The sequence below is a fragment of the Arthrobacter sp. 210 2 genome (genome assembly GCF_059093025.1).
This window is the reverse complement of the sequence record NZ_JBNHIE010000014.1, coordinates 20,917-37,253: the sequence shown is the minus strand read 5'-3', so window position 1 is coordinate 37,253 and position 16,337 is coordinate 20,917. Positions and strand designations below refer to the sequence as shown.

General features: G+C 61.1%; 14 protein-coding genes. 3 read left to right on the top strand and 11 right to left on the bottom strand.

From position 1 onward, the window contains the following. Positions 1 to 63: 63 nt before the first annotated feature. Positions 64 to 879 carry an alpha/beta fold hydrolase gene (locus tag AC5RWA_RS20135; protein ID WP_494058804.1) on the top strand — a complete coding sequence of 272 codons (816 nt, stop codon included), beginning with the start codon at positions 64 to 66 and terminating at the stop codon, positions 877 to 879. Positions 880 to 1,071: 192 nt separating this feature from the next. On the opposite strand, the gene AC5RWA_RS20130 is transcribed toward AC5RWA_RS20135, so the two are convergent. From AC5RWA_RS20130 to AC5RWA_RS20085, 10 genes are all read right to left on the bottom strand, one after another. Beyond that, positions 1,072 to 1,641 carry an adenylate kinase gene (locus tag AC5RWA_RS20130; protein ID WP_494058858.1) on the bottom strand — a complete coding sequence of 190 codons (570 nt, stop codon included), beginning with the start codon at positions 1,639 to 1,641 and terminating at the stop codon, positions 1,072 to 1,074. A gap of 531 nt (positions 1,642 to 2,172) precedes the next feature. Beyond that, positions 2,173 to 3,315 carry a bifunctional 2-methylcitrate synthase/citrate synthase gene (locus tag AC5RWA_RS20125; RefSeq protein ID WP_494058803.1) on the bottom strand — a complete coding sequence of 381 codons (1,143 nt, stop codon included), beginning with the start codon at positions 3,313 to 3,315 and terminating at the stop codon, positions 2,173 to 2,175. A gap of 32 nt (positions 3,316 to 3,347) precedes the next feature. After that, complete coding sequence (prpB, locus tag AC5RWA_RS20120; protein WP_494058802.1) at positions 3,348 to 4,253, bottom strand: methylisocitrate lyase; 906 nt, start codon at positions 4,251 to 4,253, stop codon at positions 3,348 to 3,350. Then, entirely contained in the window at positions 4,253 to 5,773 is a 1,521-nt protein-coding gene (locus AC5RWA_RS20115; protein WP_494058801.1) for an MmgE/PrpD family protein, read from the bottom strand. The genes prpB and AC5RWA_RS20115 overlap by 1 nt, the downstream gene beginning before the upstream one ends. Before the next feature lie 205 nt (positions 5,774 to 5,978). After that, a complete protein-coding gene (locus AC5RWA_RS20110) occupies positions 5,979 to 6,773 on the bottom strand; it encodes an SDR family NAD(P)-dependent oxidoreductase (protein WP_494058800.1) in 795 nt (264 codons plus the stop codon). 19 nt (positions 6,774 to 6,792) lie between these two features. Next, entirely contained in the window at positions 6,793 to 7,323 is a 531-nt protein-coding gene (locus AC5RWA_RS20105; protein ID WP_494058799.1) for a gamma carbonic anhydrase family protein, read from the bottom strand. Positions 7,324 to 7,342: 19 nt separating this feature from the next. Then, complete coding sequence (locus AC5RWA_RS20100; RefSeq protein WP_494058798.1) at positions 7,343 to 8,128, bottom strand: SDR family NAD(P)-dependent oxidoreductase; 786 nt, start codon at positions 8,126 to 8,128, stop codon at positions 7,343 to 7,345. Further along, positions 8,125 to 8,925, bottom strand: a complete 801-nt coding sequence (locus tag AC5RWA_RS20095; RefSeq protein WP_494058857.1) for a PCC domain-containing protein — start codon at positions 8,923 to 8,925, stop codon at positions 8,125 to 8,127. The genes AC5RWA_RS20100 and AC5RWA_RS20095 overlap by 4 nt, the downstream gene beginning before the upstream one ends. A 92-nt stretch (positions 8,926 to 9,017) precedes the next feature. Next, on the bottom strand, positions 9,018 to 10,679 hold the full coding sequence (locus tag AC5RWA_RS20090; RefSeq protein WP_494058797.1) for an AMP-binding protein: 1,662 nt from the start codon (positions 10,677 to 10,679) through the stop codon (positions 9,018 to 9,020). Then, complete coding sequence (locus AC5RWA_RS20085) at positions 10,676 to 11,848, bottom strand: thiolase domain-containing protein (protein ID WP_494058796.1); 1,173 nt, start codon at positions 11,846 to 11,848, stop codon at positions 10,676 to 10,678. The genes AC5RWA_RS20090 and AC5RWA_RS20085 overlap by 4 nt, the downstream gene beginning before the upstream one ends. 192 nt (positions 11,849 to 12,040) lie before the next feature. Here AC5RWA_RS20085 and AC5RWA_RS20080 point away from each other — a divergent pair, with 192 nt between their 5' ends. After that, the gene (locus AC5RWA_RS20080; RefSeq protein ID WP_494058795.1) at positions 12,041 to 13,264 is read left to right on the top strand and encodes a PucR family transcriptional regulator; all 1,224 of its coding nucleotides are present in this window, start codon (positions 12,041 to 12,043) and stop codon (positions 13,262 to 13,264) included. Positions 13,265 to 13,449: 185 nt separating this feature from the next. Further along, on the top strand, positions 13,450 to 14,844 hold the full coding sequence (locus AC5RWA_RS20075) for an MFS transporter (RefSeq protein ID WP_494058794.1): 1,395 nt from the start codon (positions 13,450 to 13,452) through the stop codon (positions 14,842 to 14,844). A gap of 242 nt (positions 14,845 to 15,086) precedes the next feature. Here AC5RWA_RS20075 and AC5RWA_RS20070 read toward each other — a convergent pair whose 3' ends face one another. After that, a complete protein-coding gene (locus AC5RWA_RS20070; protein WP_494058793.1) occupies positions 15,087 to 16,331 on the bottom strand; it encodes an MFS transporter in 1,245 nt (414 codons plus the stop codon). Between the last annotated feature and the right edge of the window lie 6 nt (positions 16,332 to 16,337).

Below are 16,337 nucleotides of genomic sequence, written 5' to 3'. Positions count from 1 at the left end.
GACAGCAAACGATCTGGGTCGAAGGCGACCCAGATCGCTGTGAATATGGAAAGGAAATTGCGCATGGGCGGCACGAACCTGGCCTTGGAGACCTCCGATGGAGTGACCCTCCGCTACGATGACGAGGGAGAAGGGCGGCCGGTTGTTTTCTCGTCCGGGTTCCAAGCCCAAGGCGCCCACTTCATGTGGCAGCGTGATGCGCTGGTGCAGGCCGGATACCGTGTCATTAGGTACGACCACAGGTGCCACGGGCGCTCTGACTCCCCGGAACACGGACAGAGGATGAGCCGCCTCGCCCTGGACCTCAGCGAACTGTTGACCGCTTTGGATCTCCATGACGTTGTCCTGGTGGGTCACTCCATGGGGGTATCGGTCAGTCTGGCTCATTTCTCTCTCGCCGCTGATCCCTGGGATCGGATCACTGCGTTCGTCGCTGTGGACCAATCACCGAAGATCGTCAACGACGAGGAATGGCAGTGGGGGATCCGCGGGATCACCGAGCAAAACGTCTTCGACGCGGCTCACTTCCGGTTCGAATGGTTCGACAATGGTCGTGAGCCGGCTGTGCCCGACTACGTGAAGGAATTGATTGATTCAATCGAGCCGTCATGGGAGACCTTCCCGTTCGACAAGGCACGCCGTCTGCTCATTGACCACCTCGTCGCCGACTGGCGCGACGTCGTGCCAAGGATTCCCGTCCCGACATTGGTTATCACCGGACGGCATACGCCCTTCTACGAGCTAGATGGCATGCGCTGGTTTGCCGACACTGTCCCAAACGGTCGCCTGAGCGTATTCGAGCAGAGTGGACACGATCCCTACCTGAACGAGTATCAGGAATTCAACACTCAAATCCTGGAGTTTATCGCCCAGCACTAAGCGCCTGGCGCGCCTTCAGGGCGCGCCAGGCGAGGCTACCGATGATGAACGGGCATCCTTCATTTCACTGGTTTTTTTTGCCGTTTCGCCGGAAGAATGGCTGAGGGTTGGTCCCGTATGGTCTCATTCTGTAACTGGCGCGGCCGTGTGGTCAGCCAGAGATGGAGGCGAAGTGCCGACAAGCTCTTCGGCTTAGGCTGCCTGACGCAATTCCAGGGCCCGAATGACACGGTCGGTCACGTCATCGATGGGTCCGATGCCGTCAACCTGGGTGAGGATGCCCCGTTCGGCGTACTTGGCCACCACGGCTTCGGTCTGCTCGTGGTAGAGGTCAAGGCGATGGCGGATGACGGCTTTGTTGTCGTCGCTCCTGCCCGTTTCCTTGGCCCGGCCCAGCAGGCGGTGCACGAGTTCCTCGTCGTCGGCAGTGAGCTGCAGGACGACGTCGAGCTTCTCGTCACCCTTGGCGAGGATGTCGTCCAGGTAATCCACCTGGGCTGTAGTGCGGGGGTAGCCGTCCAGCAGGAAGCCGCTTTCGACGTCGGCCTCGCTGAGCCGGTCGCGCACCATTTTGTTGGTCACGCTGTCCGGAACGAAGTCGCCCGCGTCCATGTACTTCTTGGCTTCAATGCCAAGCGGGGTCTCGCCCTTTACATTGGCGCGGAAGATGTCGCCGGTGGAGATCGCCACAACGCCGAGGCGCTCCGAGATCCGCTCAGCCTGCGTTCCTTTTCCGGAACCGGGAGGTCCAATAATCAGCATTCTCGTCATGGCAAAAGCCCTTCGTAGTGATGTTGTTGTAATTGCGCCAGCGCGTTGAAGTCGTCTGGCGGGTAGCAGCATTTTGGCCCGTGGGCCTGATCCTGGCGGCCTACCCGGCAGCTTGTTGTGGGATGCTCATTCGGTGCTGCTCTCAGCAACGTCTTGCTGTTTGTAGTCCGGGACAGGTGCTGGATCCCAAGGGTAGCGGGCGAAGACATGATATCCCTCAGCCTTTTCATACAACTTCCGCGGCTGTGACCCAGTGGCCGAGATCCAAAGTATGGAGTTGTCCGGCGTAACTTCTTCGACCGTCCCCGTGTGAACGATCTCACCGTGACGTCGTATTTCCACTGACTGTCCTAAGGCGCGTTGCCAGTCCGGCTGCAAGTGAAGATCCACAGGGGGTCCTGTCAGTTTCGGTGTTGACGGATTGTTATTGACGAGCGGGAGATGCCGAGTCTTGGCGAGGGGTCGATCTCCGAGATGATCTTCGTGGCGCCTCACCGCCGCAAGGGTAGGGCGGTCTGCCGGCTAAAGGGACCGCTGCTCAACGCCGTCGTACGCGCTCAACGGGCGAATCAGGGAATTGGATGCCGCCTGTTCCATGATGTGAGCTGTCCAGCCGGTGATGCGGCTGGCGACAAAGATGGGGGTGAACATCTGGGTGTCGAAACCCATGAGGTGGTACGTGGGCCCGGCTGGGTAATCGAGGTTCGGCTTGATTCCCTTGGCTTCGTCCATCGCCTGCTCAAGGCCGTTGTAGAGTCCCAGAAGCTCGGGGCGGCGGTAGTGGGCAATCATCTTGTCCAGAGCAGCCTTCATTGTGGGGACGCGGGAGTCGCCGTTCTTGTATACGCGGTGCCCGAAACCCATGATCTTCTTCTTGTTGGCCAGCGCATGTTCCATCCAGGCCTTCGCACGGGTAGCTGCCTCCTCCTGAGACTCATCGCTGCGGATGCCGATCTCGTTGAAGGTGTGCATGACGGCTTCGTTGGCGCCGCCATGCAGCGGGCCCTTGAGTGCCCCAACTGCGGCAGTGACTGCCGAATGCAGGTCCGAAAGCGATGAGGTGACCACCCGCGCCGTGAACGTGGACGCATTGAAGGAGTGCTCGGCGTAAAGGATCATCGACACATCAAAGGCCGCGACGACCTCCGCTGCCGGTTCTTCCCCAAATGTCATCCAGAGAAAGTTCGCCGAATAGCCCAGATCCTCCCGGGGCTCCACTATGTCCTGGCCGCGGCGGCGGCGCTGATCGTAGGCCACCACGGCAGGAAACGCAGCAAAGAGATCCTTTGCTTTGATGAGATTTGCCGCCGCCGATGAGTCTTCTGCCAACGGATGCCGGGCTCCGAGCACTGACGCTGCCGTGCGGCATACATCCATTGGGTGTGTCGACGGGGGGAGGGAATCTATAACTGCTTTCACACTGGGTTCCAGGGCGCGGCCCGCTCGTTCCCTGGCAGTGAATTCTGCCAGCTGGTCCCGGGTGGGCAGCTCCCCGTTCCACAGCAGATAGGCGACTTCTTCGAAGCTGCAGCGTGCCGCAAGTTCCTGTACGGGATAACCCCTGTAGAGCAGTGAGTTGGTGTCCGGGTTGACCTTGGAGACGGAGGTGTAGTCCACTACGACTCCGGCGAGTCCCTTGCGGACTTCAATCGTTGGGGTGCTCATGTGACGTCCTTGTCTTGTAGATGTGCGCAGTACTAGCTTCGTACGGGGATCTGAAAGTCGAAGACCCCTGTATCGAAGCGGTTATAGGCTTCGTAGTCCACCAAGTCATAAAGCCTTGCCCTGGTCAGCATGGCCTCCACTTGGCTCTCCTGGCATCCTTCCTGACGCAAGGTGTCCAGAACGCGTTCGGCGGCGCCCATGGCGCTACGGAGCAGCGTGACGGGGTAGATAACCATGTTGACGCCCACGGCTTGGAGTTGTCGTGTGGAGAAGAGGTCGCTTTTGCCGAATTCGGTCATGTTGGCGAGGATGGGCACTGTAACGGCGTCGCGGATGGCCTGGAATTCGGTGAGGTCGCGCATGGCTTCGGGGAAGATCGCGTCGGCGCCGGCGTCCACCAGGGCACGGGCCCGGTCCTTGGCTGCCTGGAGTCCGTCGGTGGCGCGGATGTCGGTGCGGGCCATGATGAGGAAGTTCGGGTCCCGCCGGGCGTCGGCGGCGGCGCGGATGCGTCTGGTGGCCGTCTCCAGGTCAACGACGTTCTTGCCGTCGAGGTGGCCGCAGCGTTTGGGGTTGAACTGGTCCTCGATGTGCAGGCCGGCGAGTCCGGCGTTTTCGATTTCCTGGACGGTGCGGGCCACGTTCATGGGTTCGCCGAAGCCGGTGTCTGCGTCCACGATGGCGGGCAGGTCCGTCATGCGGGCGATCTGTCCGGCGCGGGTGGCGACTTCGGTGAGGGTGGTCAGTCCGATGTCCGGCAGGCCGAGGTCGTTGGCGAGCACTGCACCGGAGATGTAGACCCCTTCGAATCCCTTTTCCTGGATCAGCCGCGCGGAGAGCGGGTTGAACGCGCCGGGGAACTGGGCAATGGTCCCGGACGCGAGGAGTTCGCGGAACCGGATGCGCTTCTGTTCCGGGGTGGTCTTGGAGTACAGCATCAGAAGAGTCCCTTGGGTGCCGCGTTCAGGTCGATGACGCCGGGGGCGGCGGTGATGTTCAGCTGGTCCAGTTCGCCGGCTGCGAGTTCGGGGAGGCGTTCGACGGCGGCGAGGAACCGTTCGATTTCGGCTTCCTCCACAAGCCCGGCGGCGAGCGTGCGGAACTTGTGGACATATTGCTCCCGGCCGAAAGGCCGGGCGCCTAGGGGGTGGGCGTCCGCGACGGCGATCTCATCACGGATGACATTGCCGTCGGTGAGGATGATCTCCACCGAGCCGCCGAAGGCTTTTTCGTTGATGTCCAGGGAGTGGTAGCGGCGGGTCCATTCCTGGTCTTCCTCGGTGGACACCTTTTGCCACAGGTTTACGGTGTCCGGCCGGTTCGCGCGTTCGGGGGAGTAGGAGTCCACGTGGTGCCAGGCGCCGTCCTGCAGTGCGACGGTGAAGATGTAGGGGATGGAGTGGTCCAGGGTTTCGCGGGATGCGGTGGGGGAGTATTTCTGGGGGTCGTTGGCGCCGGAGCCGATGACGTAGTGGGTGTGGTGGCTGGTTTTGATCAGCACGGACTTTACGTTGGCGGGGTCGGTGGCTTCGGGGTGTTCTTTATTGAGTTTCCGGGCGAGGTCGATCCATGCCTGGGCCTGGTATTCGGCGGAGTGTTCCTTGGTGTAGGTGTCCAGGATTGCCCGCTTAGGCTCCCCGGGCAGGGGAAGCGGCACTTCATAGGACGCGTCCGGTCCGTCCAGCAGCCAGGCGATCACGCCATCTTCACCCTCGTAGATCGGCACCGGTGAGGTCTGGCCGCGCATAGCCCGGTCCGCTGCCTCCACTGCCATCTTTCCTGCAAAAGCGGGTGCGTGCGCCTTCCAGGTAGAGATCTCACCTTTCCTGGACTGGCGTGTGGCCGTTGTGGTGTGAAGCGCCTGGCCCACCGACTGGAAGATAGTTTCGATGTCGAGACCGAGCAGGGTGCCGATCCCGGCGGCGGCGGAGGGGCCAAGGTGGGCGACGTGGTCGATCTTGTGCTTGTGCAGGCAGATCGCCTTGACCAGGTTGGCCTGGATCTCGTAGCCGGTGGCGATACCCCTGACGAGGTCCTTGCCGCTGGCGCCAATGTGTTGGGCGACGGCCAGGATCGGTGGAATGTTGTCTCCGGGGTGGGAGTAGTCGGCGGCGAGGAAGGTGTCGTGGTAGTCCAGTTCACGGACGGCAACGCCGTTGGCCCAGGCTGCCCATTCGGGGGAGACGCGTTCGCTGATGCCGAAGACCTTCGCGCCCTTCCCGCCGGTGGACGGACCGTGGGACAGCGCCTGGGCGCGGGCGGCGACGATCGGGGCCCGGTTCAGGGAAGCGATGGCCACCGAGGCGTTGTCGATGATCCGGTTGATCACCATCTCCGTCACCTCCGCAGTGACATCCACCGGGTCGGCGGCGACCACGGCAATCTTGTGCGCGAGCTGCTCCTCCCGGGGCAGGTTCTCTTCACTCTTGTACACGCGGACGTGGTGTTCCTTCACCATGGTTCTCCTTCTATACGGATGCTGCGGTTGCTTTGATGTGGGCAAGGCTGCCGTGCAGGTGAAACGTCGTCCCGGCACCGGCCGGCCGAGAATGGCACGGGGCTCCGTGCACGTCAACGGCGGAGGTGATTGCCTCGTAGGACCGGCTACCAGGCCCGGAAGACGCCACGCAGGGTTCTGCCCTCCGAGCACGTTCAGTTACTTCTTACGTTTCGAGAATTCCCGCCGCCATGTACCCGCCGTCGACAGGGATGGTGTGGCCAGTAATGAACGAAGCGTCATCCGAGCACAGGAAATCGACGGCGGCAGCAACTTCGTCGGGCCTCGCGTATCGGCCCAAGGGCACAAGTCGGTTATAGGCTTCGCGGGTCTTCGGGGAGTGCGTTGTTTGGGCCAACAGAGTTTCAACAGGACCAGGCGCCACAGCGTTCACAGTTATACCCAGCGGGGCCAATTCGATAGCCATTTGTCGTGTCAGGCCGGTGATTGCTGCCTTCGATGTTCCATATGCCATTCGTCCGGCACTTGCCCTAAGCCCGCTGACAGAACTCAGGTTAACGACGCGACCCCAGCCGTTCTGTCCCATAAGAGGAAGAGCCTCCTGAGTCATGAGCATTGCACCAGTCACGTTCACGGCCAAGGTACGGTTCCACGTTTCAAGGGACAGTTCGGCAAAAGGAGCGAGCTTTGCCATACCTGCATTGTTCACCAGAACGTCGCAGCGCCCATATCTTGCTTTCAGTTCTTGGTAAAACTCAGCAATGGAGTCCTTGGACGATATGTCGACGGACATGCCTTCGGCAGAGTAGCCCGAGCACTGCAGTTCGTCGGCAAGCCGGTCCGCCCCGGCCTTGTCAAGGTCGGCGATGACGGCAGTGAAGTGTTGCCGCATGGCCAGGCGCCGCACCACACTCTCGCCGATGCCGCTGGCGCCTCCCGTTATCACCGCAATGCGTGAAGTTGTCGAGCCACCGGGGTTTAGGTCAGAAGTCGTGCTCATCGAAAAGCCCTTGCGTTAGTTAAATGGTTGAACTGGAGAGGGAGGGGCCAGCAACCTCCCGCTGGCTGGGGACGGGCTCTTTAAAATGCGCGAACTCATTTGCCTGATGCTGTTGTGCGAGTGCCGCATAGTTTCGGGCGTTGTCGAGGAGTGCAGCGGCCTCGGCATCGGTGACAGGTCGAATGACTTTGGCTGGAACCCCGGCAACAAGCGAGCGCGGTGGGATGTGGGTTCCTTCGAGAACTACAGCTCCTGCTGCAATGAGACTTCCATCGCCGATTGTTGCCCCATTCATAACAACTGCCCCCATCCCTACCAGTACTCCGTCGCCAATTGTGGCGCCGTGGCATATGGCGACATGGCCAAGGGTGGTGTTGTTGCCGATGGTAAGCGGGAACCCGGGGTCGGCATGGAGGACACAGTTGTCCTGGACATTCGTTCGGTTGCCGATGTGGATTGGTGCAGCATCTGCCCGGACGACTGCGCCGTACCAGACGCTCGATTCCGACCCTATGGTGACGTCACCTACGACAATGGCGTTGGGTGCCATCCATGCTGTCGAAGGGCGATCAGACACAGCGCGCCGCCAGGCCGCCGTCGACGGGAAGGCAGACGCCGTTGATGTAGGACGCCTTGTCGGAGGCCAGAAATACGGCTGCGTTTGCGATGTCCTGGGGACTTCCCATCCGACCCGTGGGACTCATTTCGTGTCGGGCTGCCAAGGCTTCGGGGTCATCCGTGATCTTGCTGCTCACCAGCGGCGTGTCGATAAGTCCCGGCAAGATTGCGTTTGCCCTGATGCCCTGCTTGGCGTAGGAAAGCGCAAGGGAGGTAGTCAGCTGGTTCACAGCCGCCTTCGCGGAACTGTAGGCCGGGTACACGTAGCCGGTGTCGCGGATACTGGCGACTGACGAAATGTTGGTGATGACTCCTCGCCCGGCCTGCAACATGTGCGGAATGGTGTGTCGGCAGGTTAGATAGGCACTGGTCAGGTTGAGACGGATGGAAGCGTTCCAAGCGTCCAGATCAGTCTCAACGACCGATCCCATTCTTGGGACACCGACATTGTTGTGAAGAACTCCGGGGATCCCGAGCTCTTGCACGACGGCGGAGACGGCGCGGGCTACGTCGGCCTCGTTTGTCACGTCAGCGGTGATGCTGATGCCCGTCCCGCCTGCGGCAACAATCTCCTTGGCGACGCGGTCCGCCTCGGAAGTGTTGAGGTCTATGGCTGCGACCGCTGCGCCAGCCGCGGCGTAAGCCATAGCGGCCGCTTCACCGTTACTCATGCCGGCGCCACTGGAGCCGGCACCGAAAACGAGGACGACCTTGCCGTCGAGTTCACGTACGTTCATTCGTTAACTTCTTCCACGAGCAGTTCCATGGCACAGGCCACGATGGTTTCTTCCTCGACTAGCTCGCCGGTATGGACGGCACCGAAACGGTCGATGGCCATGCCGCTGAACCAAGAGACAGGGGCATTGGGATCGCGCAAGTCGAATTCGCCAGTGAAGGTGACTTCTGTAGCGGGACCATCGACCACGGCAACTGTGTTGTTCCGGCGATGGAAGGCAGCGCCGACCAAACTGCCAACGCTGCCTGCTATTGAAGCCTGTTGGAAACCCTGTTCACGCATGATTTCCCGGACGGCGGCGGCCACTTCAACGCCAGGAGCCAATCTGGATATCACTGCACGAACGGAGTTTGCCTTTTCCATCTTGCGGGAGGGGCAGGGATGAGGCGTGAAGACCGGGAGCCTGCTCTCGGGGTCGATGTCACAGATGAGCTCTGCTTCGTCCAAAGCGTGAACAATTGCCTGGACGGGGCCGGGTCCGATCACCGTTTCCCACCAGAGGTGCCCGCCTCGGACATCGCCGTTGGCGTCGAACCAGGTGGCGTGGCAGTGGGCAAGGCGCTTTCCATCGCGGAATCCAACGGTTGCAGACCCTGCGATCAACCTGGCCGGGACCGCGGCCTCATGCGTCGAGCTGTAGGTGACTGCGGTCGATCCGTCCTCACACAGAGCGGGAAAACAGTAGCTGACCCTGGACAGGGAACCGTCGAGGAGTTCGACCTGCCCGGACGTAGCTCCCAAAGCCTCTAGCGCGTCTGCCATGGCATCAAGGAGTTTGTCCCCGGCGGGCAGGGTCACCCTGCGCGCTATGCTGCGGGTAGCTACTGAGGTCCGGCGCTCCACAGCGACCACTCCAGGGTGCTTGAGAGGCTGGATTCGGCGGGTGAGATTCAAGGGGTGTCTCCCTTGTTTTGTCCACCGGCGGCCCCGAGTTGGGGATCCCAGCCAAGTTCGAGGAAGAGCTGCCGTACGGTGCGGCGCACGATTTTGCCGTTTCCGGAGCGCGGCAGCTCATCCCAAAACGCGATGTGGCGGGGTATCTTGTATCGCGCCATGCGCTCGGAGAGGTACTGGCGCATCTCCTCTTCGGTCATGGAACTGCCCGGGTGCAGCACGCATACGGCCACTCCAACCTCGCCCCACGTGGGGTCAGGCATCCCCAGGACAAGCGTCTCCTGGACGGCCGGATGCGTGAGGATCTTCTCTTCGATATCCCGGGGGTGGATGTTGGAACCGCCCGAAATAAACATGTCAGAGGAGCGGCCCGTTATGTAGAGGAAGCCCTCATTATCGAATGTTCCGATATCTCCGGTACGGAGCCAGCCGTTGCGAAAGGCGGCCTCATTAGCCTTCGGGTTATTCAGATATCCGGGAAAAACAGCGGGTCCGGCGACGCAAATCTCTCCGTGTTCCAGAGGCGCCAGTTCATTGCCCTGATCATCTTGGATGCTCACCTGCATCCCGGTCCGAGGGAAGCCGCAGGTGGTGAACTCAATCCCAGGAGGTGACACATGACCGTGATGGTGCGGGGGAAGGACCGTAATGTTGCCTGTGGCCTCGGCCAAGCCATAGTACTGCACAAGAACCTCGCCGAGGGCGGCGCGGGCCTCCTGCTGGTCCCGGCTGGGCATGGGAGCCCCGGCGTAGATGACGTAGCGAAGGGAAGAATGGTCGTAGCTGCTGATCGACTCGTCATCGACCAGACGCTTCAGGATGGTCGGTACTGTGAACATGTTGGCCACACGTTCGGTCTCGACCAGTTTCCACACCTCTGCAGGTTTGAGGCTGAATGAGACCGGGATGACAGTTGCTGCTCCTCGTGCCACCTGCGGTAGGAGATGAACGCCTGCGCCGTGTGACAGCGGGGCCACAACGAGAGAACGATCAGTCTCAGTTGTGGTGGGCATCAAATCTGCCAGGTGATTGGTAACGACATACCCGAGCTGGTCGTGGGTCAGCACAGCGGCTTTAGGCGGACCGCTCGTTCCGGAAGTGAAGAAGTACCAGGCTGCGTCACCTGTCCACATGCTTTGGTCCGGGAGGGGACCGGATGGGCGGCTGTAGGCGCTGACTGTGTCGGGACCGGGAGAATCATCCAGCCACAGAGTTTCCAGTTCCGGGCTCACGGCTGCCTTGACGGCGTTGACGTGGGAAGCCGTGGATGAATGGGCGATCATTAGCACCGGCTGGCAAACCCGGGCGATTGAAACGATGTCATTATCGTGCAGACGGGTGTTAACTGGGGCCAGCACTGCACCGATGCGCCAAGTGGCGTACATTGCCTGTACGAATTCCGGGTGGTTCGGTGCATCCAGCAGTATGCACTGTCCGGGCTTAACCCCCCTTTCGATCATATGGGCGGCAAGGGCGGTGACCCTGTCGTCCAGGTCGCGCCAGCTCCAGCGGGTTTGCCCATGAATGAGGGCGTCAGCGTCCGGGATTCGCCTAGCCGTTTGCGTCAGAGCGTGAGCCAGGTTCACTGCCCTGTGGGCAGGGCCACTAGGCGCGCTTCCGATGGGGTGGTTAGTCATTTCGACGTTGACGGCGCTCACCGGACACTCTCCAGAACCGTTGCGTAGTTTGCCACTGCGGTGCCGCCCATGTTGAACACTGCCGCCCGATTGGCTTTGGGCAGTTGCATGGCTCCGGCTTCCCCTACAAGCTGCATCGCTGCCATCACGTGCTGCGAGACGCCCGTCGCTCCCAGCGGGTGGCCCTTGGACTTCAGGCCGCCGGAGACATTAACCGGCAGCCTTCCGTCCCGGTGGGTAGCGCCGCTTGCCAGGACCTGGGCGGCCTTGCCTGGTTCGGCAATCCCAAACGCTTCGTACTGCAGAAGCTCTGCGATGGTGAAGCAGTCGTGGGTCTCAAGGAGGTCCAAGTCTTCCAAGGTGACGGAGGCTTCCTTGAGGGCGCCACGGAACGCGCTCGCCGCACCAGCCAAGGCGAGGGGATCGGGGCGGGCAGCGATGGAGAAGTGGTCGTTGACGTGCACGCGGCCGCGGACGGCAACTGAGCGGCGCGCTGTCCTGGCTATATCGGCCCCGGTGACGACCAGAGCTGCCGCACCGTCAGAAACCATCGAGCAGTCAGTGCGCAACAGTCGCCCGGCCACCCGGGGGTTTCGCTCGGATTCGGTCGCGCAGAATTCAAATCCAAGGTCTTTACGCATGTGGGCCAATGGGTTGTCGACTCCATTGCGATGGTTCTTTGCCGCGATCATGGCCATGGCGTCATGCGGGTCTCCGTACCGGTCCGCGTAACGATCAGCCAGTCCGGCGAAAACACCAGCGAAACTGCCGGCAGAGCCTTCCGTTCTGCGGTGGGAGCCGCTGAGCAGAATATCGTTGACCTCGGCGTTAGCGGTCGAAGTCATCTTTTCCGCGCCCACGACGAGTACCGCCCGGGCTCGGCCGGCCTCGATGCGGTCTAGAGCCCCAAAGATTGCGGCAGAACCGGTGGCGCAGGCATTTTCCACGTGAGTGGCCGGCACTGACGCAAGCGCTGGCAGGGCAGCGCCGACCAGTGCAGCCTCGAACCCTTGCGCAGAAAACCCGTTGTTGAACACACCGACGAAAATTGCATCAATATCAGCGGGCTCAAGCCCCGCGTCTTCGATGGCGGCGCCGCTGACGTCCGCGATGAGAGCCTCAACGTCCTCATGCGGTTGGCAGCCGAACGGGGTATGTGCCCATCCAATGATGTGGGGTGACGTGACCATCGAAACCTCTTCGTTTCAAAGTTTGTGCCAAACCCTGGTCCAATGGACCAAGGAACCGGCAACAGAACTGGGAGGGAAGCCCGCTGACGTGGGCTGTATCTTCCCCATCACGATGACAAAGATCTACATAAGATGGCACCGCCCGCCGACGAGAAGATACCCGCGATCTTCCTCTGTCTGTAGAATCGAACGGTGACAGAGAACGCAATCCAGTCGACTGTGGACCAACTGGCGGAACAGCTTCAACGATCCGTGGTAATCAATGACCCCGGAGTTCATATGCTCTATTCGAGTGTCCACTTTGGTGATGAGGACCAGGCAAGGGTTCAAGCAATTCTCAAGAGGGACGCCGGTACTAAGGCCATAGGTCATGTACTCGCACAGGGCGTTTCGACGTGGACCACGGCGGGTGTCATTCCGGCTAACGAAGAGATCGGAATGAAGGCGCGCGTGTGCGTGCCCATTAGGTGGCGCGGGGAGCTTCTGGGCCAGCTGATGGTGATGGACGCTGAGGGATCCCTAACCACTTCCGAGTTGTCCAAAATCAATCAATCGGCAATGGACATTGCAGCGGTGATGGCAGTTGAAGGACAAGGGGAATCCAACGCCGGTGTGCAGGATCAGACTGTCCGTGACCTGCTCGGCCGGGAGGCAACATTGCGCCGGCGCGCTCTGGAAGAGCTTGCTGCAAGCCACTTGTCCGGACGTTTCGAGAACGTCACTGCCGTAGAGTTCGGTCTGCGGGGCACCTTGGACAGTGCCACCGCGTCCCATGCCGATGCGGCGCTACGCACTGTCTTGACCATGGCTTCCAGGCAAGGCCGCCTAGCGGAGCTTCATGCTGTGGCCCCTGGGACTGGTTTTCTGCTTCTGGGTAATGACACGTCTTCTGGCGAGGCCGCCGTCCGTGTTCATGTCCAGAAAATGCTCGATCAGTTGAAGGACTTGTCTTCGGGGCGATTCGCCTGCGTGGCTGGTATCGGCCCCACCGTTCCCGGTCTTGAGCAGGCTCACAAGACTGCCAGGCATGCCCACTTGGCGCGGCGGGCAGCGGCACGCGGCCTGCTTGGTTCGCCGCTAGCAGTGTGGGCGGATCTGGGACCCTACGCCCTACTGCTGCAAATACCGGACGAGGATGTAACTGACGAAGCATTGCCTGAAGAAGTCCGGCGGCTTCTCGCCGTCGATCCTGGTGGAGACCTGACCGAGACTTTGCGGGCCTACCTCGACCATGCCTGTAACGGTCCGTCGGCTTCCGAGGCGCTGCACATACACCGCACGACGCTCTACTACCGTCTGGGACGCATCACCGAGTTGACCGGACTGGATCTGAGCGACGGCCGCACGCGGCTCAGTCTTCACGCAGGGCTGACCATGCTTAACCTTATAAGGGCTTCCTCTGCGCACCGAATCTGAACTGGGTTGGTCTTGGTGCCGCATTCGACACTGAGAGGAAAATGCGCGCGAAGTTCTCATCGGTGAGTAGTAGTGACCCACGGCACAATGCGGCCAAGCTGGTGTAACAGACAGCTCACTGTCGTCGGGCTGCTCCCGAGTGCCGTTCTTCGCGGTTCTCTTCAAACAGCAAGGAGGCTGTCTTCATGAGTTTCGGAACTGATCAAGTCCACCAAGGTAAGGACCAGCCGGTCATCCAAGCGCAGGTCATGCGCAAAGTAGCCATGCGGCTCATTCCCTTCCTCGCGGTTGCCTATTTCCTCAACTATCTCGACCGGACCAATATTTCCTTCGCCAAGCTAACGATGAGCGAGGACCTGGGACTCACTGAGACGATGTACGGCCTGGCCAGCGGGCTGTTCTTTATCGGCTACGTATTTCTGGAAGTTCCCAGCAACCTGGCGCTGCACAGGTTTGGTGCGCGTCGCTGGATCGCCCGGATTGTGGTCAGCTGGGGCCTTGTCACCGCAGCCATGGCATTCGTTAACACGCCAACTGCGCTGTACATCACCCGGATCCTGCTAGGCATTGCCGAGGCCGGATTTTTCCCCGGCATCATGCTGTACCTGACATTTTGGTTCCCGCGTGCCGTACGGGTTCGACTCATCGGCATGTTCATGCTTGCACTGCCCGTCTCCTCGGCGTTGGGGGCCCCTGTATCCGGCGCAATCCTCCAATATTTGGACGGCGTGTTCGGCCTTGCGGGGTGGCAGATGATGTTTCTGATCCAAGGCATCCCAACGGTTTTGCTGGGCGTCGCTGCTTGGTTTTACTTGACGGACCACCCCCGGCACGCGAAATGGCTCACTGCGGCCGAACGCCAGTGGCTTAGCGCGACCATCGACTCCGAGCACCAAACCGCATCACAGGTAGGGCACGCCTCTGTTGGCCGCACCCTCCGCGATCCTCGGGTATGGGCCCTGGGTATTGTTTACTTCGGCATCGCCTATGGCCTCTTCGCGCTGAGCTTCTTCCTTCCAACGATCGTTGGTGGACTTGCCACGACGTTCAACACCAAGTTTTCCATCCTTGAGACGGGCCTGATTGTTGCTGTTCCCTTCGCCTGTGGTGCGATTGTCATGGTGTTTTGGAGTCGGCACTCGGACCGTACCGGGGAGCGGGTCTGGCACGTGGCTCTGCCCGCGATCCTTGCGGCTGTAAGCATCCCGATGGCCTTATACACAAACTCGCCCTTTGCCACGATGGCCGTCATCTCCGTCACCGCCATAGGCATCTTCTGCGCGCTGCCTGTCTTCTGGTATCTGCCCTCCATTTTTCTTTCAGGCGCTGGCGCGGCGGCCGGCATTGCACTGGTAAACACCCTCGGTGCCTCATCCGGCCTCGTCGCCCCTTACTTGACCGGGTGGCTGCTCGACGCCACGGGCGACTCGCGCACGGCCATGTGGGTCGTTGGAGCGTTTGAGCTCGTAGCCGCGGTGGCTGTTCTCCTCTTGCGCAAGAACCTCCGTACTGCAGACACTCACCGCGGTTCTGCAGTTACCGCTACGTCGCAGGTCACCCAAGAACCTCGGAGCGCATGACTAGCCGGTGTGGGTGAACATGGCAGTCTCGAGGGAATCGATGCAGATGGTCCGGGTTTGCCTGGTCGTCGCCGATGGTCGTGAATCCCTTATGGGACGCCCCGGCGAGGTCATTGACCTCGCCGGGGCGTCCTGGGTTCTTAAGAGCATGATTGTTAAGCGTGATGGCCCTTTTGCCCGGCAACAACGACGGGCAGCCGCCCTACGGCGCTCCCGCTTGACGCAAGCGCGGATACTGAATTCTATGACACCGGCGTTGAGGGTCTAGCGAATATGCATAGGGCTGCGAAGATCACCGCAACACCGGCAGCGCTCAACAGAAAGCCGTTGACGGCGGCTGTCGCGCCCCAGAAATCCATGGCTAATCCCAGACCGAGAACCGGGATGGCGCTGCCCAGATAAGTGATGACGTACATCAGGCTTATAGTTTGGGCCGCGGCCTCCTTTGGCAACGCTGAGTTGAGTGCGGCGAAGAGCGTCCGGAAGCCTACTCCCTGGCTTAGCCCTGTCAGAGTGGCAGCAAACAACAGCAGCGCCGCGAGCTGCTGAAGTTGGGCAACAACGACCAGCACAAGACCGATCACCATCACCACGAGACTAATCGCTGCTTTGTGGCGCCCCCGGACGGGTAACAGCTGGGCGCAGGCCGAGCCACCTAGTACCAGCGCTCCCGAGAGCCCGCCCATTATTCTCGACCCGCCCAGCATCGGGGCATAAAAGGCTGGAGCGACGGAGAGAAAAAAGCCGAACACGGCGAAGGACAAAAATCCGACACCCGAGGTGAGAAAGAACATCCTGCGAGTGGGCCGAGGAAGATATGGACGGGGAGGACGCAAACTCTCCAGGAAACCGCGGGATGGGGGAGCCAGCACTGGGGGATAAGCCTTCACCGCGGCCAGCAGGACAACGACCACCACCATGGTCATGAGATACACAGAGAACGGTGTTCGAACCGGATCCCCGAGCTCGGATAACCATCCGCCCACGAGGGGACCGGCTGCGCCTCCTCCTACGGACGCCAGCAGGATGATACGGGCGCAGAGACTGGGCTCACCCGGCAACAGATCCCTAAGTGCTGCTGCCCCGGCACCAAAGGACAACGCGACGGCCAACCCATGAAGCGCCCGGCCGGCCAGCAGTCCAGGGAGGCCCGAGGCAAAGAGAAGAACCGCGGCAGCAAGGATGCCAACCGCCAGACTTGCTACCAGAACGACCCGCCTGCCCATGTACTCCGACCAATGACCAAGGAGGGGCAGTCCAACGACCACGGGCAGAACATAGGCTACGAAGGCCGCCGTGACAGCGCTGTTGCCCAGGGCCAAACGGTCCTGGAGCACGGGGAAAAGCGGCGTCATCAAATTGGTGCCCAGGGGAAGCAACCCAACGCCAAGCGCGGCGAGTCCGATTCGTACCGTATGCGGTGCGTCCCACCCCTGGGGGTCGGGGTTCGGGCGCAGCAGGAATTCCCGGGCGAGGTTCAGCAGCATAGTAGG